Origin of the sequence: Pseudomonas aphyarum, assembly GCF_028657055.1 — a bacterium.
GTDB classification, from domain to species: Bacteria; Pseudomonadota; Gammaproteobacteria; order Pseudomonadales; family Pseudomonadaceae; genus Aquipseudomonas; species Aquipseudomonas aphyarum.
This window is the reverse complement of the sequence record NZ_JAMDGS010000002.1, coordinates 552958-575992: the sequence shown is the minus strand read 5'-3', so window position 1 is coordinate 575992 and position 23035 is coordinate 552958. Positions and strand designations below refer to the sequence as shown.

The 23035-nt window shown below is 60.2% G+C and carries 21 protein-coding genes and 1 pseudogene; 14 read left to right on the top strand and 8 right to left on the bottom strand.

Annotation, left to right across the window (positions count from 1 at the left end):
- Positions 1-447: 447 nt before the first annotated feature.
- Together M5G18_RS28985 and M5G18_RS28980 are read right to left on the bottom strand one after the other, a co-directional pair.
- On the bottom strand, positions 448-1212 hold the full coding sequence (locus M5G18_RS28985) for a methyl-accepting chemotaxis protein (protein ID WP_371807424.1): 765 nt from the start codon (positions 1210-1212) through the stop codon (positions 448-450).
- Positions 1213-1305: 93 nt separating this feature from the next.
- Positions 1306-2337: pseudogene (locus M5G18_RS28980) on the bottom strand (HAMP domain-containing protein); the annotation flags it as partial.
- A 188-nt stretch (positions 2338-2525) separates the two neighbouring features.
- Between M5G18_RS28980 and M5G18_RS04370 the strand changes: the two are divergent.
- Entirely contained in the window at positions 2526-4013 is a 1488-nt protein-coding gene (locus M5G18_RS04370; RefSeq protein WP_179693958.1) for a helicase HerA-like domain-containing protein, read from the top strand.
- A gap of 10 nt (positions 4014-4023) precedes the next feature.
- On the opposite strand, the gene M5G18_RS04365 is transcribed toward M5G18_RS04370, so the two are convergent.
- On the bottom strand, positions 4024-4479 hold the full coding sequence (locus tag M5G18_RS04365) for a DUF721 domain-containing protein (protein WP_007951226.1): 456 nt from the start codon (positions 4477-4479) through the stop codon (positions 4024-4026).
- A gap of 307 nt (positions 4480-4786) precedes the next feature.
- Here M5G18_RS04365 and secA point away from each other — a divergent pair, with 307 nt between their 5' ends.
- The 4 genes from secA to M5G18_RS04345 all read left to right on the top strand — a co-directional run bounded on the left by secA (position 4787) and on the right by M5G18_RS04345 (position 10501).
- The gene (gene secA, locus M5G18_RS04360; protein ID WP_273899276.1) at positions 4787-7525 is read left to right on the top strand and encodes a preprotein translocase subunit SecA; all 2739 of its coding nucleotides are present in this window, start codon (positions 4787-4789) and stop codon (positions 7523-7525) included.
- A gap of 122 nt (positions 7526-7647) precedes the next feature.
- The gene (gene argJ / locus M5G18_RS04355; protein ID WP_273899277.1) at positions 7648-8865 is read left to right on the top strand and encodes a bifunctional glutamate N-acetyltransferase/amino-acid acetyltransferase ArgJ; all 1218 of its coding nucleotides are present in this window, start codon (positions 7648-7650) and stop codon (positions 8863-8865) included.
- Between the two features lie 62 nt (positions 8866-8927).
- Positions 8928-9560 (top strand): glutathione S-transferase family protein, encoded by a 633-nt coding sequence (locus M5G18_RS04350; RefSeq protein WP_273899278.1) that lies wholly within the window; start codon positions 8928-8930, stop codon positions 9558-9560.
- Positions 9557-10501 carry a Nudix family hydrolase gene (locus tag M5G18_RS04345; RefSeq protein ID WP_273899279.1) on the top strand — a complete coding sequence of 315 codons (945 nt, stop codon included), beginning with the start codon at positions 9557-9559 and terminating at the stop codon, positions 10499-10501. The genes M5G18_RS04350 and M5G18_RS04345 overlap by 4 nt, the downstream gene beginning before the upstream one ends.
- A 39-nt stretch (positions 10502-10540) precedes the next feature.
- On the opposite strand, the gene M5G18_RS04340 is transcribed toward M5G18_RS04345, so the two are convergent.
- From M5G18_RS04340 to M5G18_RS04330, 3 genes are read right to left on the bottom strand one after another with little or no spacing between them, the layout of a single operon-like run.
- Positions 10541-11122: a cob(I)yrinic acid a,c-diamide adenosyltransferase gene (locus tag M5G18_RS04340; RefSeq protein WP_273899280.1), complete on the bottom strand. Its 582-nt coding sequence runs from the start codon at positions 11120-11122 to the stop codon at positions 10541-10543.
- Positions 11123-11125: 3 nt separating this feature from the next.
- On the bottom strand, positions 11126-13162 hold the full coding sequence (locus M5G18_RS04335) for a sensor histidine kinase (RefSeq protein WP_273899281.1): 2037 nt from the start codon (positions 13160-13162) through the stop codon (positions 11126-11128).
- A gap of 45 nt (positions 13163-13207) precedes the next feature.
- On the bottom strand, positions 13208-14125 hold the full coding sequence (locus M5G18_RS04330) for a putative 2-dehydropantoate 2-reductase (RefSeq protein ID WP_273899282.1): 918 nt from the start codon (positions 14123-14125) through the stop codon (positions 13208-13210).
- Positions 14126-14265: 140 nt separating this feature from the next.
- Here M5G18_RS04330 and M5G18_RS04325 point away from each other — a divergent pair, with 140 nt between their 5' ends.
- A complete protein-coding gene (locus M5G18_RS04325) occupies positions 14266-14751 on the top strand; it encodes a YajQ family cyclic di-GMP-binding protein (RefSeq protein ID WP_007951218.1) in 486 nt (161 codons plus the stop codon).
- Positions 14752-14889: 138 nt separating this feature from the next.
- The gene (locus M5G18_RS04320) at positions 14890-15729 is read left to right on the top strand and encodes a mechanosensitive ion channel family protein (RefSeq protein ID WP_007951217.1); all 840 of its coding nucleotides are present in this window, start codon (positions 14890-14892) and stop codon (positions 15727-15729) included.
- 122 nt (positions 15730-15851) lie between these two features.
- On the opposite strand, the gene M5G18_RS04315 is transcribed toward M5G18_RS04320, so the two are convergent.
- Positions 15852-17201 (bottom strand): OprD family porin, encoded by a 1350-nt coding sequence (locus M5G18_RS04315; RefSeq protein ID WP_273899283.1) that lies wholly within the window; start codon positions 17199-17201, stop codon positions 15852-15854.
- A 75-nt stretch (positions 17202-17276) separates the two neighbouring features.
- Between M5G18_RS04315 and M5G18_RS04310 the strand changes: the two genes are divergently transcribed.
- From M5G18_RS04310 to M5G18_RS04300, 3 genes are all read left to right on the top strand, one after another.
- Positions 17277-17630 (top strand): hypothetical protein, encoded by a 354-nt coding sequence (locus M5G18_RS04310; RefSeq protein WP_134020340.1) that lies wholly within the window; start codon positions 17277-17279, stop codon positions 17628-17630.
- A gap of 468 nt (positions 17631-18098) precedes the next feature.
- Entirely contained in the window at positions 18099-18524 is a 426-nt protein-coding gene (locus M5G18_RS04305) for an HIT domain-containing protein (protein WP_273899284.1), read from the top strand.
- A gap of 3 nt (positions 18525-18527) precedes the next feature.
- Entirely contained in the window at positions 18528-18734 is a 207-nt protein-coding gene (locus tag M5G18_RS04300) for a SlyX family protein (protein WP_007951214.1), read from the top strand.
- 94 nt (positions 18735-18828) lie between these two features.
- Here M5G18_RS04300 and M5G18_RS04295 read toward each other — a convergent pair whose 3' ends face one another.
- Positions 18829-19431: a cold-shock protein gene (locus M5G18_RS04295; RefSeq protein ID WP_007951213.1), complete on the bottom strand. Its 603-nt coding sequence runs from the start codon at positions 19429-19431 to the stop codon at positions 18829-18831.
- A gap of 308 nt (positions 19432-19739) precedes the next feature.
- On the opposite strand from M5G18_RS04295, the gene M5G18_RS04290 reads away from it, so the two are divergent.
- From M5G18_RS04290 to aspS, 4 genes are all read left to right on the top strand, one after another.
- Positions 19740-20210, top strand: a complete 471-nt coding sequence (locus tag M5G18_RS04290) for a Dps family protein (RefSeq protein WP_007951212.1) — start codon at positions 19740-19742, stop codon at positions 20208-20210.
- 243 nt (positions 20211-20453) lie between these two features.
- Complete coding sequence (locus tag M5G18_RS04285; protein ID WP_273899285.1) at positions 20454-20801, top strand: ribbon-helix-helix domain-containing protein; 348 nt, start codon at positions 20454-20456, stop codon at positions 20799-20801.
- A gap of 113 nt (positions 20802-20914) precedes the next feature.
- Positions 20915-21136, top strand: coding sequence for an FmdB family zinc ribbon protein (locus tag M5G18_RS04280; protein ID WP_007951210.1), 222 nt, complete (start codon positions 20915-20917; stop codon positions 21134-21136).
- 108 nt (positions 21137-21244) lie between these two features.
- Positions 21245-23020: an aspartate--tRNA ligase gene (gene aspS, locus M5G18_RS04275; protein WP_007951209.1), complete on the top strand. Its 1776-nt coding sequence runs from the start codon at positions 21245-21247 to the stop codon at positions 23018-23020.
- Positions 23021-23035 lie beyond the last annotated feature (15 nt).

The following is a 23035-nucleotide window of genomic DNA, read 5'->3' as shown; positions in this document are numbered from 1 at the left end:
TTGAGGGCGCCAGGCCCTCACCCTAACCCTCTCCCAGAGGGAGAGGGGACTGACCGAGGTGTTTGGTCGTGATACATCGACCTGAGATATCGAGCCGAACTCAGGTTTTGAATTAACCCCGATTAGCTCCCTTTCCCTAACCCTTTCCCTGAGGGAGAGGGGACTGACCGAGTGGTTCTTTCGCTATACATCGACTTGAGATATCGAGCCGAACTCAGGTTTTGAATTAACCCCGATCTCCTCCCTTTCCCTAACCCTCTTCCAGGGGGGGGGGAGGGGACTGACCGAGGGGTTTGGTCGTGATACATCGACCTGACAGTTTTGCGTCGAGCTCAGGACCTGAGAACCCTGGAGATCTGCTCCCTTTCCCCTCGCCCCCCTGGGGGAGAGGGATGGGCGGGCGGCGTTCCGATGAGGGGGTAAGCTCTTGATCTTCAGCTCTTGATCTTAGATCCGGAAACTACCCACCAACTGCTTCAATCGCGAAGCCTGCTGCTCCAGATCCGAACAAGCCCGCAACGTCGCCTGCAAGTTCTCGACACCTTCCTGATTCAGCGTATTGATCTCGGTGATATCCACGTTGATCGACTCGACCACAGCCGTCTGTTCCTCGGTCGCGGTCGCCACCGACTGGTTCATCCCGTCGATTTCACCAATGCGCTGGGTCACGCTGTTCAGGCGCTCGCCGGCGAGGTTGGCGATGTCCACGCTGTCCTGGCTGTGGCGCTGGCTGTCGCTCATGGTGCTGACGGATTCGCGGGCGCCGACTTGCAGCTCCTCAATCATGGTCTGCACCTGTTGTGCCGATTCCTGGGTGCGGTGGGCGAGGTTGCGCACTTCGTCCGCCACCACTGCAAAACCACGACCGGCTTCACCGGCACGTGCTGCCTCGATGGCCGCGTTGAGCGCCAGCAGGTTGGTCTGCTGGGAAATGCTGGTGATCACTTCCAGGATCTGGCCGATGTTCACGGTCTTGCTGTTCAGCGATTCGATATTGCTGCTCGACGCGCTGAGCATGCTCGACAGCTGATTCATCGCCTTGATGCTGCGATCCACCACTTGCTGACCGTCTTCGGCCAGGCCGCGCGCGTCGCTGGCCTGAGTCGAGGCCTGGGCGGCGTTGCGGGCGATTTCCTGGGCGGCGGCGCCGAGCTGGTTGATCGCCGCCGCCACGCTGTTGGTGCGCGAGGCTTGCTGGTCGGAGTTGTACATCGACGAGTTCGAGGCTGCTACCACGCGCAGGGCGACTTCGTTGACCTGGCCGGTGGCCGACGACACTTCGCGGATCGAGCCGTGAATACGTTCGACGAAACGGTTGAACGCGGTGCCGAGCACGCCGAATTCGTCCTGGTTCTGGATGGTCAGGCGCTTGGTCAGGTCGCCTTCGCCGTCGGCGATGTCTTCCATGGCGCGGGTCATCACGTGCAGCGGCTGGATCAGGATGCGGATCAGCATGCCGAGCAGGGCGATGATGATCGCCACCGCAATCACGGTCGCGATCACGGCCGAAGCGCGGAATTCGCTGAGCATCGAAAAAGCTTTGTCCTTGTCCACCGACAGACCGATGTACCAGTTCACCGACGGCAGGCCCTTGATCGGGGTGAAGGTGACGATGCGGGTCTTGCCGTCGACGGTGACTTCACTGAAGTCGCTGCTGATGCGCGGGGTGTCCTGCGGATAGGCTTCTTTCAGTGATTTCATCACCAGGGCCTTGTCCGGGTGCACCAGGATCTTGCCGTCGGCGCTGACCAGGAACGCGTAGCCCATGCCGGAGAAGTCCCGGGCGCTGAGGGTGTTGATCAGGGTTTGCAGGCTCAGGTCGCCGCCCACCACGCCCACGCTCTGACCGGCCTTTTTCGCGGCGGTGGCGATGGAAATGATGGTCTGGCCGGTGGCCGCATCGATGTACGGTTCGGTCAGGGTCGAGGTGCTGCTGCTTTCGGCACCTTTATACCAAGGGCGAACGCGCGGATCGAAACCGTCCGGCATCTTCGCGTCCGGGCGGATGGTGAAGTGCCCGGTGGCATCGCCGAGGTAGGACGCCATGAAGGTCGACGTCAGGGCTTTCTGTTCCAGCAGGCTGGCGACGGCGGCAGGCTCGGGATTGATGGCGATGTTCTGGGCCGCGTTCTCGATCAGCAGGATGCGCCCGCTGAGCCAGGTCTGGATGTTGTCGGCGGTGACTTCGCCCATCTCGTTGAGGTAATTGTCCAGGTCCTCGCGGATCGCATTGCGCTGCAACCAGTCGTTGTACAGCGTGAACGAGGCGAAGGCGGCAATGACGATGAGGGCGGCGGCAAGCAGGATTTTGTGGCTGAAACGCAGATTTTTGTTCATGGCTTGGGGTTCCGCTAAGGTCTTATTATTCAGGGCGTGCTTCTATAGATACTCGCCAGGTGGGCTTGATGGGTACAAGCAGGTATTTCCGCTTCTCCTTAGGGAAATCTCCGATGCGGATGTCAGTCGCATCTGTCACCTTTAGCTATCGGCCATGCTCGATCAAAGATTAACCATTGGGTGACCAAATGCCTGAATCTTCGCAACTCGTAATCGGCGCCGACCTCGGCGGGCAACCGATCGCCCAGGCCATGCGCCTGGCCAACCGTCACGGACTGGTGGCCGGCGCGACCGGTACCGGCAAGACCGTCACCTTGCAGCGTCTGGCCGAGGCGTTCAGCGACGCCGGGGTCGCGGTGTTTGCCGCTGACGTCAAGGGCGACCTGTGCGGCCTCGGTGCTGCCGGCAACCCTCAGGGCAAGATTGCCGAGCGCATCGCCGGCATGCCGTGGCTCAAGCACACGCCTCAGGCGTATCCCGTGACCTTGTGGGACATTCACGGTCAGTCCGGTCATCCGTTGCGCACTACGTTGAGTGAAATGGGCCCGCTGCTGATCGGCGCCTTGCTGGAACTGACCGATAGCCAGCAGTCGGCGTTGTACGCAGCGTTCAAGGTGGCGGATCGCGAAGGCCTGTTGCTGCTGGATCTCAAAGACCTGAAAGCGCTGCTCAATCACCTCAAGGACAATCCGCAGCTATTGGGCGAAGACGCCGCGCTGTTCACCACCGGTTCCAGTCAGGCACTGTTGCGGCGTCTGGCGACGCTGGAGCAGCAGGGCGCCGAAGCGTTGTTCGGCGAACCGGCGCTGCAACTGGAAGACATTCTGCAACCGACGGCAGACGGTCGCGGGCGCATCCATTTGCTCGATGCCAGCCGTCTGGTGCATGAGGCGCCGAAGGTCTACGCGACCTTCCTGCTGTGGCTGCTGGCCGAACTGTTCGAGCAACTGCCGGAACGCGGCGATGCCGACAAACCGCTGCTGGCGCTGTTTTTCGATGAGGCGCATTTGTTGTTCGGCGATACGCCCAAGGCTTTGCAAGAGCGCTTGGAGCAAGTGGTGCGGCTGATCCGTTCCAAAGGCGTGGGCGTGTATTTCGTCACCCAGTCGCCGGGCGATCTGCCGGACGATGTGCTGGCGCAGCTGGGGCTGCGGATCCAGCACGGCCTGCGCGCGTTCACCGCCAAGGAACAGAAATCCCTGCGGGCAGTGGCCGATGGCTTCCGGCCGAATCCGGCGTTCGACACCTTGTCGGTGCTCACTGAACTCGGGATTGGCGAGGCGCTGGTCGGCACTTTGCAGGAAAAGGGCACGCCGGAAATGGTGCAACGAGTATTGGTGGCGCCACCGCAATCACGGATCGGGCCGTTGACCGAGACCGAGCGCACGATGCTGATTGCCGGCTCGCCGTTCAAGGGCCGTTATGACAAGCCGATCGATCGCGAGTCGGCCTATGAAATCCTGATGGGTCGCAAGGGGCTGGCACCGGAGGCTGAAGCGGCGCCGGGCAAACCGGCCGCTGAAGAGCCGAGTCTGGCGGACAAGGCCGGAGAGTTCCTCGGCACGGCGGCGGGGCAGGCGCTCAAGTCGGCGATGCGCCAGGCGGCGAATTCGCTGGGTAAACAGTTGGTGCGCGGTCTGATGGGCTCGTTGCTCGGCGGCAGCAAGCGCCGCTGAACAACGAGGTTCAGGTTTTGGGTTTGGCGTGGGCGGCCAGTCGTTCCAGTGCCGCCCGCAGATTCGGATCGCTGATCCCGTCGGCGGTGGCCTGGATGGTCGCCGCCGCATCCGTCGACAGGTCGATCGTCGGCCCGCTCGCTTCGCGCTGGATGGTCGGTGGCCGCACGGCGAACTTGATTCGCGTCAGATTGGCGAACTCATCGAACATCTGCAGTTGCCGTTGCAGACGTTTCTGCTGATAGCGCAGGCGCGTCGCCCAATGGCCGTCGGTGACGATCAGTAGCAGTTCGCCTTCGCGCCACTTGGCCACATGGCAGTGTTCACGGGCGGCGGGTTGCAGCTGGCTTTCGAGCAGACGTTGCAGATGGGCCAGGCGCTGGGCATGACCGAGGATGGCTTTCAACGGCCTGGCTTCGCGTAGCAGAACGGCGGGCGCTCTGGCTGTGAGAGGGCGAAATGCCATGATCTAGGACCTGAAGTGACAGAGGCGCCATGGTAGCAGATGGCACCCATTTCACTCGCCCATTGCTTTTGTCCCTGCTTTGCCCATTAAATCAACGACTAACTTCTTTGCTGTACGGCTTGAAGTTGAGCAAAACGCCCCTATTTTAAGTGAGCCCCGTCAAAGCGCAGTGCCAGCATCGTGGAATATCCCCACTTTCCTCACCACCGTTTCCGGGTAGAATGCTCGTTCGCATGCGGCCATGAGGGCTGCACGGGCGACTCACGGGGCCGCCCTCCATCCCTTTAGTGTGGAAGATCCTGCCGATATGTTTGCGCCTTTGTTAAAGAAACTTTTTGGAAGCAAGAACGAGCGTGAAGTCAAACGCATGCTCAAGACGGTGCAGCTCGTCAATGCCTTCGAAGAGAAGATGGTCGCCCTTTCGGACGATCAACTGCGCGCCAAGACCGCAGAGTTCAAGGACCGCATTGCCAAGGGGGAGACCCTCGACAAGCTGTTGCCGGAAGCCTTTGCGGTCGCCCGCGAAGCCGGCAAGCGTGTCATGGGCATGCGCCACTTCGACGTCCAGCTGATCGGCGGCATGACCCTGCATGAAGGCCGGATCGCCGAAATGCGTACCGGTGAAGGCAAGACGCTGGTGGGTACCCTGGGTGTTTACCTCAACGCGCTGTCCGGCAAGGGCGTGCACGTTGTGACCGTGAACGACTACCTGGCCCGCCGTGACGCCAACTGGATGCGCCCGCTGTATGAATTCCTCGGCCTGAGCGTCGGCATCGTGACGCCGTTCCAGCCGCCGGAAGAGAAACGTCTGGCCTACGCCGCCGACATCACCTACGGCACCAACAACGAATTCGGGTTCGACTACCTGCGCGACAACATGGCGTTCAGCATGGAAGAGAAATTCCAGCGCGAACTCAACTTTGCCGTGATCGACGAAGTCGACTCCATCCTCATCGACGAAGCGCGTACTCCTCTGATCATTTCCGGTCAGGCCGAGGACAGCTCCAAGCTGTACATCGAGATCAACAAGCTGATCCCGAAACTCAAGCTGCACGTCGAAGAAGTCGAAGGCGAAGTCACCCAGGAAGGCCATTACACCGTCGACGAGAAGACCCGTCAGGTCGAACTCAACGAATCCGGTCACCAGTTCATCGAAGACCAGCTGACCAGCATCGGTCTGCTGGCCGAGGGCGAGAGCCTGTACTCGGCGCACAACCTGAGCCTGCTGACTCACGTCTATGCCGGTCTGCGTGCGCACAAACTGTTCCATCGCAACGTCGAATACATCGTGCAGGACGGTCAGGTCGTGCTGGTCGACGAACACACCGGTCGTACCATGCCGGGTCGTCGTCTGTCCGAAGGCCTGCACCAGGCCATCGAAGCCAAGGAAAACCTGAACATCCAGGCCGAGAGCCAGACCCTGGCATCGACCACGTTCCAGAACTACTTCCGTCTGTACGAAAAACTGTCCGGCATGACCGGTACGGCCGACACCGAAGCGTTCGAATTCCATCAGATCTATGGCCTGCCGGTCATCGTGATCCCGACCAACAAGCCGTTGGCCCGTAAGGACTACAACGACCTGGTGTTCCTGACCGCCGAAGAGAAATACGCGGCGATCGTCAACGACATCAAGGAAAGCATGGCCGCCGGCCGTCCGGTGCTGGTGGGTACTGCGACCATCGAAACCTCCGAGCACATGTCCGCATTGCTCGTGAAGGAAGGCATCGAACACAAGGTTCTGAACGCCAAGTTCCACGAAAAAGAAGCTGAAATCATCGCGCAGGCCGGTCGTCCGGGCGCACTGACTATCGCCACCAACATGGCCGGTCGTGGTACCGACATCCTGTTGGGCGGCAACTGGGAAGTTGAAGTCGCGTCGCTGGAAAACCCGACCCCCGAGCAGATCGCCCAGATCAAGGCCGACTGGCAGAAGCGTCACCAGCAAGTGCTGGAGTCCGGCGGTCTGCAGGTGATCGCCTCCGAGCGTCACGAATCCCGTCGTATCGACAACCAGCTGCGTGGCCGTGCCGGCCGTCAGGGTGACGCCGGTTCCAGCCGCTTCTACCTGTCGCTGGAAGACAGCCTGATGCGCATCTTCGCGTCTGACCGGGTGAAGAACTTCATGAAAGCCCTGGGCATGCAGTCCGGTGAAGCGATCGAGCACCGTATGGTGACCAACGCCATCGAGAAGGCACAGCGCAAGGTTGAAGGCCGCAACTTCGACATTCGCAAGCAACTGCTCGAGTTCGACGACGTCAACAACGAACAGCGTAAAGTGATCTATCACATGCGTAACACGTTGCTGGCGGCGGACAACATCGGTGAAACCATCGCTGATTTCCGTCAGGACGTCCTGAACGCCACCGTCAGCGCACACATTCCGCCGCAATCGCTGCCAGAGCAGTGGGACGTGGCCGGTCTGGAAGCGTCGATCGCCAGCGACTTCGGCGTGAAACTGCCGATCCAGCAATGGCTCGACGAAGACGATCACCTGTACGAAGAAACCCTGCGCGAGAAGCTGATGAACGAGCTGATCGCCGCGTACAACGAAAAAGAAGACCAGGCTGGCGCCGAAGCCCTGCGTTCGTTCGAGAAGCAGATCGTGCTGCGCGTTCTGGACGACCTGTGGAAAGACCACCTGTCGACCATGGATCACCTGCGTCACGGCATCCACCTGCGTGGTTATGCGCAGAAGAACCCGAAGCAGGAATACAAGCGCGAGTCCTTCACGCTGTTCTCCGAGCTGCTGGATTCGATCAAGCGAGACTCGATCCGTGTGTTGTCGCACGTTCAGGTTCGCCGCGAAGATCCAGCCGAAGAAGAGCAACGCCTGCGTCAGGAAGCCGAAGCACTGGCCGCCCGCATGCAGTTCGAGCACGCCGAGGCTCCTAGCCTGGAAGCGCAACCGGAACTGGTCGGTGAAGAGGTCGATGTGGCCCTCGCCACCGCCCCGGTCCGCAACGAGCAGAAGCTGGGCCGCAACGAACTGTGCTACTGCGGTTCGGGCAAGAAATTCAAGCATTGCCACGGGCAGATCCAGTAAACCCCGTTTCAATCGCTGAAATACCCGCGCCGCGACCGGCACCAGCCGTCGCGGCGTTTTGCCATTTACACCACCGCCACTACGCTTGGCGGTGCTGACATAATTGAGTAAGGAGCGCATTCATGGCTGTTGGTCTTGGTCCTTTGCCAACGTTGCACCCGGTTGCCGGTTTTGAACTCGGTATCGCTTCGGCCGGCATCAAGCGCCCGGGGCGCAAGGATGTCGTCGTGATGCGTTGTGCCGAAGGTTCCACCGTGGCGGGCGTGTTCACGTTGAACGCTTTCTGTGCAGCGCCGGTGATCCTGGCCAAGAAGCGCGTGCAGAACCCGGTGCGTTACCTGTTGACCAACACCGGCAATGCCAACGCCGGCACCGGCGAACCGGGCCTGGCTGCTGCCGAGCGCACCACCGCCAAACTGGCTGAACTGACTGGCGTCGATGCCAGCCAGATCCTGCCGTACTCCACCGGCGTGATCGGCGAGCCGCTGCCGGTCGAGAAGATCGAAAACGCGCTGCAGGCCGCGCTGGACGATCTGTCGGAAAACAACTGGGAAGCCGCCGCCACCGGCATCATGACCACCGACACGCTGCCAAAAGGCGCCAGCCGCCAGTTCCAGCATGACGGCGTGACCATCACCGTCACCGGCATCAGCAAAGGCGCGGGCATGATCCGTCCGAACATGGCGACCATGCTCGGTTACATCGCCACCGACGCCAAAGTCTCCCGCGACGTGCTGCACAACCTGATGCTGGACGGCGCCAACAAGTCGTTCAACCGCATCACCATCGACGGCGACACCTCGACCAACGACTGCTGCATGCTGATCGCCACCGGCAAGGCTGCGCTGCCGGAAATCACCCGTGCCGAAGGCGAGCTGTTCGCCAAGCTGAAGCAGGCCGTGTTTGAAGTGTGCATGGACGTGGCCCAGGCCATCGTGCGTGACGGCGAAGGCGCGACCAAGTTCGTGACCGTTGAAGTCAACGGCGGCGGCAATCACCAGGAATGCCTGGACGTCGGCTACACCGTGGCCCACTCGCCGCTGATCAAGACTGCACTGTTCGCGTCCGACCCGAACTGGGGTCGCATCCTCGCCGCCGTCGGCCGTGCCGGCGTGCCGGATCTGGACGTGAGCAAGATCGACGTGTTCCTTGGCGAAGTGTGCATCGCCAGCCGTGGCGCCCGCGCCGCGACCTACACCGAAGCCCAGGGCTCGGCGGTGATGCAGCAGGAAGAAATCACCATCCGTATCGAACTGGGTCGCGGCGATTGCAGCGAAACCATCTGGACCACCGACCTGTCTCACGAGTACGTGAAGATCAACGCCGAATACCGCACCTGATCCCTGCCGAAGAGGGAGGTCTGCGGACCTCCTTTTCTTCTGTCCCATGAAAGGACCCGAACATGAGCCTTCACCTGATCATCGGCGACAAACTGCTTTCTTCCTGGTCCCTGCGCGCGGCACTGGCGCTTGAACTGACCGGCGCACCCTACACCGAAGAACTGGTCAAACTCGGCAAGCCCGACACCCGCGAGCGGCTGCTGGCGCACTCGCCAACCGCCAAGGTGCCGCTGCTGAAAACCGCCCGTGGCACCGTCGCCGATTCTCTGGCGATTGCCGAATACCTGGCCGAACAGTTTCCTTCCGAGCAGCTCTGGCCGACCGATATCGCCGCCCGTGCCCAGGCCCGATCCGCCTGCGCGCAGATGCACAGCGGCTTCTTCGCCATGCGCAACCACATGCCGTTCAACCTGAGCCACGACGCGCCGCTCAACCCGGTGCCGCCGGAAGTGAAGGTCGATGTCGAGCGCATGCTCGCGTTGTGGGCCGAATGCCGTGCCGCCGCGACCGAGCCTGGGCCTTATTTGTTTGGTCGGGTGTCCCTCGCCGATGCGTTCTTCGCACCGATTGCCGTGCGCCTGCGTACCTATCAGGTGAAGTTGCCGGCCGACGATGAAGCCTATGTTGAAACCGTCTACCAATGGCCGGCCTTCAAGGCCTGGCAAAAGGCAGGACTGGAGGAATTGCAGTCGTGAAACGTGTACATGTCGCCGCCGCCGTCATTCGTGACGACAGCGGCAAGATTCTGATCGCCCGGCGTGCCGATACCCAGCATCAGGGCGGCCTCTGGGAGTTTCCCGGTGGCAAGGTCGAAGCCGACGAGTCGGTGCAAACTGCGCTGGCTCGGGAGCTGCACGAAGAGTTGGGCATTGTCGTCGGCGCCGCTCGGCCGCTGATCAAGGTGCGCCACGATTACCCGGACAAGCAGGTGTTGCTGGATGTCTGGGAAGTCTTGAGCTTCACCGGCGAACCCCACGGTGCCGAGGGCCAGCCTTTGGCCTGGGTTTCGGCCAAGGAGCTGACGGATTACGAGTTCCCGGCAGCCAACCAGCCGATCGTCGCGGCGGCGCGTCTGCCCGCTGAATACCTGATCACCCCGGAAGATCTGGAAACCCCGGCCTTGCTGCGCGGTATCCAGAAGGCGATTGCCGGTGGCATCAAGCTGATCCAGCTGCGTGCGCCGAATGGCTATGACCCGAAATACCGCGATCTGGCGGTGGATGCAGTTGGTCTGTGCGCCGGCAAAGCGCAGTTGATGATCAAGGGCCCGTTCGAATGGCTGGGCGATTTCCCGTCCGCTGGCTGGCACATCACCTCGGCGCAGTTGCGCAAGTACGCGGCGGCAGGGCGTCCGCTGCCGGCGGAGCGCTGGTTGGCGGCGTCCTGCCACAACGCTGAAGAACTGGCGCTGGCCGAACAGATGGGGGTGGATTTCGTCACCCTGTCGCCAGTGCAGCCGACCCTGACTCACCCGGATGCACAGCCGCTGGGCTGGGAGCAGGCTTCGACGCTGATCGAAGGCTTCAGCAAACCGGTGTTTCTGTTGGGCGGCGTCGGCCCGGCGGAGCGCAAAAAAGCGTGGGATGCCGGGGCTCAGGGTGTGGCGGGGATTCGGGCGTTCTGGCCTGAGGCCTGAATAGGCACCCGAGCACTCCCGCGCCTGGCGTGGGAGTGATCAGTTCTCGGGTTTCGCCGCCGGTTGCCACAGAATCTCGGCAATACCCTGACGCCGGGCGATCAGTCTGGCCGCGACAAACAACAGATCCGACAAGCGATTGATATACGCCAGGCCAACCCCGGCCAACGGCTCGATCGCATTCAAATGCTGGCAACGCCGCTCGGCACTGCGGGCCAGACTGCGGCAGACATGGGCCTGGGCAATCAGCATCGAACCGCCCGGCAGAATGAAATTCTCCAGCGGCCCCAATTCTTCGTTCCACACATCGATGGCGGCTTCCAGCCGTTCGATTTCTGCTGCGTTCAGTGCCTGATATTCCGGCATCGCCAGCTCGCCACCAAGATCGAACAATCGGTGCTGGCAGGGCGCCAACACGTCGATCAGCTCATTCAGCCCGGGGCAGGTTTCGCGCTCGGCGATCAATCCGGCCAGCAGCACGCCGACCTGACTGTTCAGCGTATCGACCTCGCCAATGGCTTCGATGCGCGGGTGATCCTTGGGCACCCGGCGGCCGTCGCCGAGTCCGGTTTCGCCTTTGTCGCCGGTGCGGGTGTAGATCTTCGACAAGCGAAAGCCCATGGTTTACCTCGGTAGTTGATTGGTTTCGGCGGCGATGGGCGCCGGTTGCGCCAGTGGCAGGCGCAGGGTGAAGCAGGTGCCTTGCCCCGGCGCCGACTGCACTTCCATCTGCCCTTTGTGGTTGTTGGTGATGATGAAGTACGACACCGACAGCCCGAGGCCAGTGCCCTGGCCGATTTCCTTGGTGGTGAAGAACGGCTCGAAGGTGCGCTTGCGCACGTTTTCGCTCATGCCGATGCCGTTGTCCTCGACCTGAATCTCGGCCCAGGGCGGATTGAGCCGGGTTCGCAACGTGATTCGCCCCGGCTCGCTGTCATCTTCGCGCTGGTGAATCGCCTGCGCGGCGTTTTTCAGCAGGTTGAGCAGTACCTGTTCGAGTTCGTTGGCAGTGCCGGGCACCGGGCCCAGCGCCGGGTCGAACTGGCGAATGATCGCCTGACCCTTGAAGTCGAAACCGATGGCCAGGTCAAAGTCGTTACCGGCGATTTCCACCGCTTGATCGATCAGCGCCGGCAGGTCGCACGGCGCCATCTGGCGGTTGCTGCGGCGGCTGAAGCTGAGCATGTGGGTGACGATTTTTGCCGCCCGGGCACCGGCCTGCTGGATGCCGTCGAGCAGTTGCGGGACTTCCCGGCCTTGCAGGTAGCGGTTCACGGTATCGAGTTCGATGCCCAGTTGTTCGGCCTGTTCGAGGTTCTTCGGCAGGTCTGGCGACAGGCGTCGGCGAATGTTCTGCACGTTGTGCAGGATCGCCCCCAGCGGGTTGTTGATCTCGTGAGCCATGCCGGCGGCAAGGCCACCGACCGACAGCATTTTCTCCGACTGCACCATCATTTCTTCCAGCGACAGGCGCTGGGTGATGTCGTCGATCCGGATCACCACGCCGCGCCCGGCGCCGCCCATCAACGGGTAGAAAGTGAGGGCGTAGTGCTTGGGCTCGTCGTCCTTGAACCACGTCACCCGCTCGATTTTCGCCACCGTATGTTGCTCGACGGTCTGCTTGAGTTGCGGCAGGAACGGCTTGAGCGGCTCGAAGGCGAGGAAGATCGGCTGGTTCAGCGCTTCGTCCAGCCGTGTACCGGAAAGCGCGCTGGCCTCCTGGTTCCATTGGGTGACGTAGAGCTGCTCGTCGAGGGCGATCAGCGCCGAGGGCATGGAGTCGATGATGCTGTTGAGGTAGTTCTGGAAGCCGGTGAGTTTCTTCTCGATCTTGCTGCGCACCTGGACTTCCAGCTCCAGCTTGCGGTTGGTGTGGCGGGTTTCTTCGGCCAGACCCTGGGCCTGATCGTAGGCCGCCTGGGAATCGTCGCGGGCACGCTTGAGTTGCTGCTCCCGGGCCTCGATGCGCGAAAGCATGGTGTTGAATGCTTCGGCAAGGCTGCCGATTTCGTCATGATTACCCCGGGAGGCGCGCAGGGCGTAGTTCTCCTCGCGGGTCACCTGGCGGGACAGTTCTTCCAGCTGATGAATCGGGCGGGTGATCAGGCGCTTGATCTGCCGGGCGATGACCAGCCACAGCAGCACACTGAAAATCAGAATCCCCAGACTGGCCGTGAGCGTGCCGGTGTAAAACGCGACTGGCAGTTCGCTGCTGGCCACCAAAAGCAGGTGGCCCGGCGCAGTACCGGGGCGGGGCAGGGTGATGAGTTGATTGCTGCGAAACTCGGTCAGTTGCCAGGCTTCGATGTGCCGGTAGCGTTCCGGCAGTTTGAGTTTGTCGCCGTGTTGCAGCTGCGCCAGTCGTTCGCCTTTGCCGTCGTACAGAGCTGCGGCGCGTAGTGGTGAATAGCTGTTGAGTTCGTTAAGCAGGCGTTCGGCGCTTTGCGGCGACTGCAAGGCTTCGGCCACCAGACTCGGGTTCGACACCAGCCGGCCGATGGTCTGCAACGCCTGGGGCGCCATGCTTTCCTGGGAAATGTAATAGGCGGCGCTGATAAAGGTCAGGTTGGCGACCAGCAACACGGTGGTCAACAGCACCAGCAGGGCGGCCAGCAGTTTCTGGCCGACCGGCAGGTTTTCAAGACGCTGGCGCAATGGCATCAGGTTTATCGCAGCAAAGGAACAAGTGGCCAGCGTAGCCGCTGCTCAGTCGACGGGCAATCCGAGACTGTGCAGATGAGCGGTCAGCCGCTGTTGCAATTGCTTCAGATGCGGCAGGTTCAACTGATGACGCTCTGCAACCTTGCAGGCATGCCCAAGCAAATAGCTGATCTCGGTGCGGCGCTGGCTGGCCACGTCCTGATACATGGACGAGAAATTCGCCGCCGTGGCCTGGATCACCCGTTCCACTTCCTGCTGCAGGTTGTCCGCCGCGGCCGGTTGCCCGCAACGTTCGAGCAGCTCGGTCAGTTCGCCGCACAGCGTGGCGACTTCGCAGTGATGTTGCTGCAAGCCGCCGTTGCGGCAGTCGTGCAGCACCGTCAGCGGATTGATCGCACAGTTGAGCGCCAGTTTGCGCCACAGGCGTGTGAGGATGTCGGCGCTCCATTCGTGGGGGATTTTCGCTGCCTCAAGATCGTCCAGCCAGAATGGCGCCACGGGATGGCCGGCGTCGCCGAGCCAGGTGTAGCCGTGGCCGGCGAACACCACGCGCCAGTCGCCGTCGCGAAAGGCGCCCTCGGTGCTGGAGGCGCTGATGCAGCGGGCCTGCGGGACTCGCGCGGCGACCGCTTCCTGGCTGCCGAGGCCGTTCTGCAAAAGAATCAGTTCGGCGTCCGGTGCCAGACGATGGGCAAGCCCGGCCACGGCCGCTTCGGCGTCGTAGGCTTTGCAGGCCACCAGCAGGCGACGGATGGGGCCGGGACTGTCCGGGGTTTCACCGGGGATCGCGTAACGGCTGGCCACGCCTTGTTCGACGAGAGTCAGGCCACCCGCCGTTGCATAGTCGTGCAGGCGGTCGAGGTCGCGCAGGATCAGCCGGACCGGCAATCCGGCCCGGGCCAGACGCGTGGCCCAGAGCGTGCCCAGACTTCCGGCGCCGAGGACATGCCAAGGGGTGGACATCAGTTTTTCACTCGGTAAGGTACAGGCATGCAAGGCTCGCCGTGTCGGTGGGAAAAGACCCGTTATAATGAGCCCGATTTTAACCGCAAGCCAAGCGCGCCGCGTTCCGTACGAGCGCGCCTTTTTATTGGAGAGATTACATGCCGTCGTTCGACGTGGTATCCGAACTGGACAAACACGAACTCACCAACGCGGTCGAGAACGCCGTGAAGGAACTCGATCGTCGTTATGACCTGAAAGGCAAGGGCAGCTTTGAATTCAAGGAAAAGGACCTGACCGTCCACCTGACCGCTGAAGCCGATTTCCAGCTGGAAGCGATGATCGAGATCCTCAAGCTGGCCCTGGTCAAGCGCAAGATCGACGTGCAGTGCCTTGAAGTCAAAGACTCCTTCGCTTCGGGCAAGCTGATGAAACAGGACGCCGTCCTCAAGGAAGGCATCGACAAGGAACTGGCGAAGAAGATCGTCGGCCACATCAAGGAAGCCAAGCTCAAGGTACAGGCCGCCATTCAGGGCGAGCAGGTGCGTGTGACCGGCAAGAAGCGTGACGACCTGCAGGAAGCCATCGCGGCCCTGCGTGCCAAGGAATTCGGCATGCCACTGCAGTTCAACAACTTCCGCGACTAAGCTTTTCGGTCGGGAACCTCTCGGCGTTTAAAGCGTCCGAGGCCCAAGCAACGGCAGAAACGATTGAGCCCTTTACGGCCCGGTCTTTCTGCCGCTGGTTTTTTACAGCCCGGGAAGCCGGCAATCAGGAGATAAAAGATGGATTTGAATGCTGAGGTGGACAACCTGGTCAAGGCGTCCCAGGCGTGGATTCCGATGATCATGGAATACGGCAGCCGCGTGTTGCTGGCGGTGATTACCCTGGCCATCGGCTGGTGGCTGATCAACAAGGTCACGCAAAAGCTCGGCGGCCTGCTGGCCCTGCGCAATGCCGACCTGGCGCTGCAAGGTTTCATCAGCAGCCTGGCCAACATCATTCTCAAGGTGCTGCTGATCGTCAGCGTGGCGTCGATGATCGGCGTCGAGACCACCTCGTTCGTCGCGGCAATCGGTGCGGCCGGCCTGGCCATCGGTCTGGCGTTGCAGGGCAGTCTGGCGAACTTCGCCGGCGGCGTGCTGATTCTGCTGTTCCGTCCGTTCCGCATCGGTGACTGGATCGAAGCCCAGGGTGTGGCGGGTACTGTCGACAGCATCCAGATCTTCCACACCGTGCTGCGCACCGGTGACAACAAGACCATCATCGTGCCGAACGGCAACCTGTCGAACGGCATCATCACCAACACCAACCGTCAGCCGACCCGCAAAGTGGTGTTCGACGTGGGTGTGGATTACGAAGCCGATCTGCAAAAGGCCCGTCAGGTGCTGCTGGATCTGGCCAAGGATGATCGCGTGTTGCAGGATCCGGCGCCTCAGGCCGTTATTTCGACACTGGGTGACAGTTCGATCACTGTGTCTCTGCGTGTATGGGTTAAAACTGCCGATTACTGGGATGTGATGTTCATGTTTAACGAACAGTCCCGAGATCGTTTAAAAACTGCCGGAATTGATATCCCGTTTCCGCAACGAGTGATTCGTGTGGTTCAGGAATCGGCAGTGTAATGATAGGTTGCTAATTAATTGCCTGACTTATCGGTCAGGCATTTATTACAAGTGACAGGCAATAAAAAAGGCCCATCCGAAGATGGGCCTTTTTGTTGTTACCGCGAACTAAATGTTGGCGATTACAAGATCGACAGTGGGTAGTCGACGATCAGACGGAACTCGTTGATATCACCTTCAGCCTGGTCGGTGTTACCACGGTGCCATGCCTGACGAATACGGAAGGACAGATCTTTGGCAGGGCCGGTCTGAACTACGTATTTGGCTTCCAGGTTGGTTTCGTGATGTTTGCCATCTTCACCGTAACCGTACGCACGGTAAGGGCTGTCAGCATCCATTTTGCTACCGTCGATGTCCCAGCCTTTCACGTAACGGGTCATGAAGCTCAGGCCCGGAACGCCGTACTCGGCCATTTTCAGGTCATAACGAATCTGTGCAGATTTTTCGCTAGGACCGTTGAAGTCGGAGTACTGGATGGAGTTGGCGAGGAAGATCGAGTCGCCACCACGGTTGTTGTCACCTACACCGACGTAGTCGAACGGGGTGTCGCCGTCGACTTTCTGGAAGGCCAGAGTCACGGTGTGCGCTTTCAGGAACGACAACGCGGTTGCCAGGGAGAACGTGGTGTTGCTGATGTCGCCGGCTTTGGCACTACCGGTGTCGTTGGTGCGGTAGATGTTGAAGTCGGTGTTCAGCGAAGTGTCACCACCGAATGGAGTGGTGAGGTTCACGTTGGCGTAGTACTGGTTCCAGATGTCCTTGAACTTCGAACCGTAGAGCGAGACGCTCAGGTTGTCGGTGACGCCGTATTTACCACCGGCGAAGTCCATGGTTCTGCCAGTGACAGGATCATCAGTGGTACTGGCGTATTGCGAGTGCAGTTCACCGTTGCTGTTCATCTCGTCCTGGCTGGAGGCCGAGTAGAAGTGGCCTGCTTCCAGATCCAGGTTCTGGATTTCGCTGCTCTGCAGTTGGAAACCGGTAGCAGTCTGAGGGATCAGACGGGAGCCGCCAACGGCGAAGACCGGAGCTGTGCTTGGCTGGAATTCACCGAATTTCAGCTCGGTTTTGGAGATGCGGGCCTTGATCGCTGCGCCTGCTTTACCGAGGGAGTCGTGGGCATGGCCTTGGGAGTCGAGGCTGGTGTTGCCCGAACCGGTGGTGCCGTCGCCGCCATCCAGTTTGATACCCAGGTAACCGAATGCATCAACACCAACACCCACGGTGCCTTGGGTGTAGCCGGAGCTGAAGTTGCTCAGGAAACCCTGGGTCCAGTCTTTCTGGTCATTGGAGGTGGTGTTCTTCTTGTCGCGGTTGAAGTAATAGTTGCGCAGCAACACATCAAACTTCGCGTCTTCAACAAAGCCTTTCGCTTCAGCCTGGTCACTTACAAACGGTGCGGCCGTAGCCACTTGAGTACTGGCTGCTGCTGCAACTGCCAGTGCGATCATGCTCCACTTCATCACGCGCATCGTGATTTGCTCCTTTGGTTTTAGAAGAGTACTGCCGTCCCACCTGTTTTATTATCTGGGCGGCTCTTTCTTTTTGTGTCGGCGCAAACTTATATCACGCCGACCATGTTGGCGATACTTGCGAATCCAACCTTTCAGCTTCTTTACGAGCGTGTCGCAAACGGCTTGGTAGATGTCGCAAATTTACAGTCCAAATGCAATGGGACTGACAACTTCAGCGCTGTTTTACAGGGCTTGAGCATCGGTAAAAAAGAGTCCCTTGGCAAAACGCTTGAATCTCCATCGGGCAACCCTGCCACTGTTTTTATGGGGCTCAAGGCATCCACTTCTTGTGGTGCGCTTATAGTCCATATGGGTATGAATGCAACAAGCGTGCACAAACCGCTGAATTGTTCCGGTTTTTTTCAAGGTGCTCGTCTGACGCTGTAAAAACCTCATAAAACCGGGGGCTTCGAGGGCCTTTCAAACAGGCTTGACGCCATCCTTCGCATGGTGTTGCTCCCTGAAAGTCGCAGCGCGACAACCAAAAACGTTACCGGTTCACCCCGTCGGTGAGTATTCGGCGGATGCCCGACGCACTGAGCGTAGACGTGCTGTGCGGTTTTGGTGCAAAAAATTTTATTGGCTGTACTGAATTCATACAGTTGAGCCGTCGATGGTACGTAAACGTTGCTTCCTGAACCGGTCATTTCCCGCGTTCGAATGCAGTGCGGGTTCTGTTCTGGTGCGCTCGTGCCACAAATGTCACTTTGCAGGGCGCGGAAGATTCCTTGCCGTGGCGCATTCGCCGTGAAGGACACGTCAATCGCAGGTATGCTGCCGTCCAGTCGCCTGGCGCGCTGCTTTCACAGCGGGGCGCTAAGCTGAAAACAGGTCATTTCGCCGGGAGTGCGCGCAGTGTTTGCTTTAGACCCACGACTTCAACAGGACACGCTGACCATCGGCGATTTCCCGCTTTGCCGATTGCTGTTGTCCAACGACGCCAACTACCCGTGGTTCATCCTGGTGCCTCGTCGCGACGATATCAGCGAGTTGTTTCAGTTGGATGTCGCCGACCAGCAGACCTTGTGGCAAGAAACCACGGCCCTGGCCGAGGTGCTCAAGGATTCCTTCGACGCCGACAAGATGAATGTCGCGACCCTGGGTAACGTGGTCAGCCAGATGCATATGCATGTGATCGTGCGTAAACGGGATGACGCCGCCTGGCCGGCGCCGGTCTGGGGCAAGCACCCCGCCAGGCCTTACACTGCCGAGCAAGTGGCCGCGATCCGCAAACGCCTGCGTCTGGTGCTGGACGAAGATTTCACCTTTCTGGAGGGCTGAGTGATGAGCCTCGAACAACGTGTTACCGAGCTGGAAAGTCGCCTGGCATTTCAGGACGACACCATCCAGGCATTGAACGATGTGCTGGTGGAGCAGCAGCGAGTGGTCGAGCGTCTGCAATTGCAGATGGCAGCCGTACTCAAACGCCAGGAAGAGATGGTGGGTCAGTTCGGATCTTTTGAAGAAGATGCGCCACCGCCACACTATTGAAATGTGCACGGGCAGGCTCCCGTGAAAAACGCACCCATTAAAAAACCGCGAACAGCCTGGCTGTTCGCGGTTTTTTTATTGCGGGAGACGTGGATCAGCGACGTGGCAGGGCGGCGATCACGTCTTCGGCCTGCAGGCCCTTGTCACGGTTCATCACCGAGAACTCCACGCGCTGGCCTTCGACCAGGACGCGGTGGCCTTCGCCACGGATGGCGCGAAAGTGCACGAAAATATCATCGCCGGAATCCCGGGAGATAAAGCCGAAGCCCTTGGAGGTGTTGAACCACTTGACGGTGCCGGTATCGCGGTTGCTCATGTCGTAGCTTTGCGCGGCGGCGGCCGGTGAGGATTTGTAGAAGCTGACGGCCAGGTGCAGAACCACGGCGACCAGTGCGATCACCAGGCTGAACAGCACGGCTGGCTGGCCGGCGATGACAGGCATCGGCGCGATCAGGGTCAGGGTTTGCAGGACAACGGTCAGGACCAGCAAGGCGCTGACCAGATTTTGCAGATGCTGGCGCGGACCTTTGTTCCAGTAAGGGATGACTGGCGCAAGGATCAGGTTCAGCAGGCCGAAAAAGGCCAGGTAAAGTGCATCGGGTTGTTGCAGGTAAGGTACCGCTTCGGACTTCAGGCTGGGTATGAAGGACAGCAGCAAGGCTGCTGCGCCCATTAGCAGGTGGACGATTTTCAACATTTTTATTGACTCACGTTATGACGGCTCACAAGGAAGAGCTGAAGGCGCACGGTTCGCTTCGGAACAATAAGAGGCGTTGGACACGTGCACGGCATCAGCCTATGCGCAGGCCCGGAAAACGGGGCGTAGCGACACACTGCCTATTTAACAGCAAAGCCTGCGGCTACTCAAATCACGCCGGCCAGCGGCAGCGCGTGGGGCGATTTGTCGCCTCTATCGGGTCGATACGGGGGCTGCGATGCGAGGGAGGCCTTGCTACAGTGAACCGACACCTGCTGGATGAATTCAATCGCCGTTAGGGGGTAAGCATGGCAATCGATATCGGTATCAGTGAAGAAGACCGCAAATCCATCGTCGAAGGGCTCTCGCGCCTGCTGTCGGACACCTACGTGCTCTATCTGAAGACTCACAACTTCCACTGGAACGTCACCGGGCCGATGTTCCGGACCCTGCATCTGATGTTCGAGGAGCAATACAACGAACTGGCCCTGGCGGTGGATTCGATCGCCGAACGAATCCGGGCGCTGGGCTTTCCGGCGCCGGGCGCGTACGCGACCTATGCGCGCCTGTCTTCTATTAAGGAAGAGGAGGGCGTGCCGAGTGCCGAGGACATGATCAAGCAATTGGTCGAGGGGCAGGAAGCGGTCACCCGCACGGCGCGGGGGATATTCCCTCTGCTGGATAAAGTCAGCGATGAGCCGACCGCCGACCTGCTGACCCAGCGCATGCAGGTTCACGAGAAAACCGCGTGGATGCTCCGCGCACTGCTCGAGGCCTGATGACGGAAAGCGCACGGATCCTTCGCTCGTGCGCTTTTCTCTTTTTTGCCCGGAAAAATCATTCGCGACGGTAGGAAACAAGGAAGCCGCCTCGCCGCTCCATGATCCTCCGTATCGCGTTGGCTTATCCTACATGGATGGTCAAAAAGTCATCTGGATCTGCCTTTGCACCTGCGCTTTTAATGAGGTCACAGGAACTCGCCTTGAACACAGGCGCAGAAATGGCAAAGGAGTGTCAGCGATATGGAAGGTGGAGACAGGCGAGGCGACATTGCTGTCGGTTTGCAGCAGGAAAAGTTCGGGGAGCCGTTTCTCGGCGGATTCGACATGGAGTTGATCCGGCCGCTGTCCCGATCGGTACGCTTGAACGGGTTCGCGACCTGCATGCGGCTGGAGCAGGTTTACTGGAACATCCTGGGCCGGATGGCCGAGGACAATTGCTGTTCGGTCGGCACGTTGTTGTCCCGTGTCGATCGTGAAGTGCACCTGCGCCATGGCGGGGTGAAAAACTTCAGCGGTCTGGTGCGGGTGGTGTGTGTGGTGCATGGCCTGCGGGATTCTCCGGGGATGCACGACGCGGGTTGTCACTGACAAGACGGCCTGTGCAGTCTTCCGGCTGCACAGGCCGCATTTAATGGATATAATCCCGCTCTTTCGCCGCACAGCCCTGCGCGTGCTGGCAATCTGATTGCCGAGACAACCCCATGCCGATGTACGATTACCAATGTGCTTCCTGTGGTCATCAGTTGGAAGCCATTCAAAAGATCAGCGACGCACCACTGGTCGATTGCCCTGCCTGCCAGGCGCCGGAACTCAAGAAGCAGCTGTCGATGCCGGGCTTTCGCCTCAGCGGCAGCGGCTGGTACGAAACCGATTTCAAGACCGGCGCGAAGAAGAATCTGGCCGGTGGCGACAAATCTGACTAGGGTTCAAACCCAGGTCGAACGACACGCGCGAGTTTCCACTAGTTGCACAGTGCTTGAGTGCAGCGGGATCTCCACCGAATTTCGAATTACGAGAAGCGAACCACTACCATGATGCGCAGCCATTATTGCGGCCAACTGAACGAAAGCCTGGAAGGCCAGGAAATTACCCTTTGCGGATGGGTTCACCGTCGTCGCGACCACGGCGGGGTGATTTTCCTCGATATCCGTGATCGTGACGGTCTGGCCCAGGTAGTGTTCGATCCGGATCGCGCCGAGAGCTTTGCCGCCGCCGATCGCGTGCGCAGCGAATACGTTGTGAAGATCACCGGCAAGGTGCGCCTGCGTCCGGCCGGTGCCACCAACGCCAACATGGCGTCGGGCATGATCGAAGTGCTGGGCTACGAACTGGAAGTGCTGAACGAGTCGGAAACCCCGCCGTTCCCGCTGAACGAGTTCTCCGACGTCGGCGAAGAAACCCGTCTGCGCTATCGCTTCCTGGACCTGCGTCGTCCGGAAATGGCCGAGAAGCTGCGTCTGCGTTCGCGCATGACCACCAGCATCCGTCGCTACCTGGACGAGAACGGCTTCCTCGACGTCGAAACCCCGATCCTGACCCGTGCCACTCCGGAAGGCGCGCGCGACTACCTCGTGCCTAGCCGTACCCACGCCGGTTCGTTCTTCGCGCTGCCGCAATCGCCACAGCTGTTCAAACAACTGCTGATGGTTGCCGGCTTCGACCGCTACTACCAGATCGCCAAGTGCTTCCGCGACGAAGACCTGCGTGCCGACCGTCAGCCTGAGTTCACTCAGATCGACATCGAGACCAGCTTCCTCGACGAAAAAGACATCATGGGCCTGACCGAAGGCATGATCCGCAACCTGTTCAAGGAAGTGCTGGATCTGGAATTCGGTGAATTCCCGCACATGACTTTCGAAGAAGCCATGCGCCGTTACGGTTCCGACAAGCCGGACCTGCGTAACCCGCTGGAACTGGTCGACGTGGCCGATCAGCTCAAAGAAGTTGATTTCAAGGTCTTCAGCGGCCCTGCCAACGATCCGAAATGCCGTATCGCCGCACTGCGCGTTCCAGGCGGGGCAAGCATGCCGCGCAAGCAGATCGACGACTACACCAAGTTCGTCGGCATCTACGGTGCCAAGGGCCTGGCGTACATCAAGGTCAACGAGCGCGCTGCCGGTGTTGACGGTCTGCAATCGCCGATCGTGAAAAACATCCCGGAAGCCAACCTGAACGTGATCCTCGATCGCGTCGGCGCAGTCGACGGCGATATCGTGTTCTTCGGCGCCGACAAGGCCAAGATCGTCAGCGAAGCCCTGGGCGCGCTGCGTATCAAGCTCGGTCACGACCTGAAGCTGCTGACCTGCGAGTGGGCACCGATGTGGGTCGTCGACTTCCCGATGTTCGAAGAGAACGACGACGGCAGCTTCTCGGCTCTGCACCACCCGTTCACCGCGCCGAAGTGCTCGCCGGAAGAGCTGGAAGCCAACCCGGCTGGCGCTCTGTCCCGTGCCTACGACATGGTGCTGAACGGCACCGAGCTGGGTGGCGGTTCGATCCGTATCCACCGCAAAGAGATGCAACAGGCGGTGTTCCGTCTGCTGGGCATCAACGAAGCGGAACAGGAAGAGAAGTTCGGCTTCCTGCTCGACGCCCTGAAATACGGCGCGCCGCCGCACGGTGGTCTGGCCTTCGGTCTGGATCGTCTGGTGATGCTGATGACCGGCGCCCAGTCGATCCGTGAAGTGATCGCCTTCCCGAAAACCCAGAGTGCTGCCGACGTGATGACGCAGGCGCCGGGTGTCGTGGATGCGAAGGCATTGCGCGAATTGCACATTCGTTTGCGCGAAACGCCAAAGGCCGAGTAAGACGGGCCTGAAGGC

Excerpts from the sequence above, each read along its gene's own strand:
- M5G18_RS04370 (WP_179693958.1), top strand. The coding sequence starts at position 2,526 with ATGCCTGAATCTTCGCAACTCGTAATCGGCGCCGACCTCGGCGGGCAA.
- M5G18_RS04290 (WP_007951212.1), top strand. The coding sequence starts at position 19,740 with ATGGCAATCGATATCGGTATCAGTGAAGAAGACCGCAAATCCATCGTC.
- M5G18_RS04330 (WP_273899282.1), bottom strand. The coding sequence starts at position 14,125 with ATGTCCACCCCTTGGCATGTCCTCGGCGCCGGAAGTCTGGGCACGCTC.
- M5G18_RS04320 (WP_007951217.1), top strand. The coding sequence starts at position 14,890 with ATGGATTTGAATGCTGAGGTGGACAACCTGGTCAAGGCGTCCCAGGCG.
- M5G18_RS04335 (WP_273899281.1), bottom strand. The coding sequence starts at position 13,162 with ATGCCATTGCGCCAGCGTCTTGAAAACCTGCCGGTCGGCCAGAAACTG.
- M5G18_RS04325 (WP_007951218.1), top strand. The coding sequence starts at position 14,266 with ATGCCGTCGTTCGACGTGGTATCCGAACTGGACAAACACGAACTCACC.
- M5G18_RS04315 (WP_273899283.1), bottom strand. The coding sequence starts at position 17,201 with ATGCGCGTGATGAAGTGGAGCATGATCGCACTGGCAGTTGCAGCAGCA.
- M5G18_RS04295 (WP_007951213.1), bottom strand. The coding sequence starts at position 19,431 with ATGTTGAAAATCGTCCACCTGCTAATGGGCGCAGCAGCCTTGCTGCTG.
- aspS (WP_007951209.1), top strand. The coding sequence starts at position 21,245 with ATGATGCGCAGCCATTATTGCGGCCAACTGAACGAAAGCCTGGAAGGC.
- M5G18_RS28985 (WP_371807424.1), bottom strand. The coding sequence starts at position 1,212 with ATGTACAACTCCGACCAGCAAGCCTCGCGCACCAACAGCGTGGCGGCG.
- argJ (WP_273899277.1), top strand. The coding sequence starts at position 7,648 with ATGGCTGTTGGTCTTGGTCCTTTGCCAACGTTGCACCCGGTTGCCGGT.
- M5G18_RS04300 (WP_007951214.1), top strand. The coding sequence starts at position 18,528 with ATGAGCCTCGAACAACGTGTTACCGAGCTGGAAAGTCGCCTGGCATTT.
- M5G18_RS04285 (WP_273899285.1), top strand. The coding sequence starts at position 20,454 with ATGGAAGGTGGAGACAGGCGAGGCGACATTGCTGTCGGTTTGCAGCAG.
- M5G18_RS04280 (WP_007951210.1), top strand. The coding sequence starts at position 20,915 with ATGCCGATGTACGATTACCAATGTGCTTCCTGTGGTCATCAGTTGGAA.
- M5G18_RS04340 (WP_273899280.1), bottom strand. The coding sequence starts at position 11,122 with ATGGGCTTTCGCTTGTCGAAGATCTACACCCGCACCGGCGACAAAGGC.
- M5G18_RS04365 (WP_007951226.1), bottom strand. The coding sequence starts at position 4,479 with ATGGCATTTCGCCCTCTCACAGCCAGAGCGCCCGCCGTTCTGCTACGC.
- secA (WP_273899276.1), top strand. The coding sequence starts at position 4,787 with ATGTTTGCGCCTTTGTTAAAGAAACTTTTTGGAAGCAAGAACGAGCGT.
- M5G18_RS04350 (WP_273899278.1), top strand. The coding sequence starts at position 8,928 with ATGAGCCTTCACCTGATCATCGGCGACAAACTGCTTTCTTCCTGGTCC.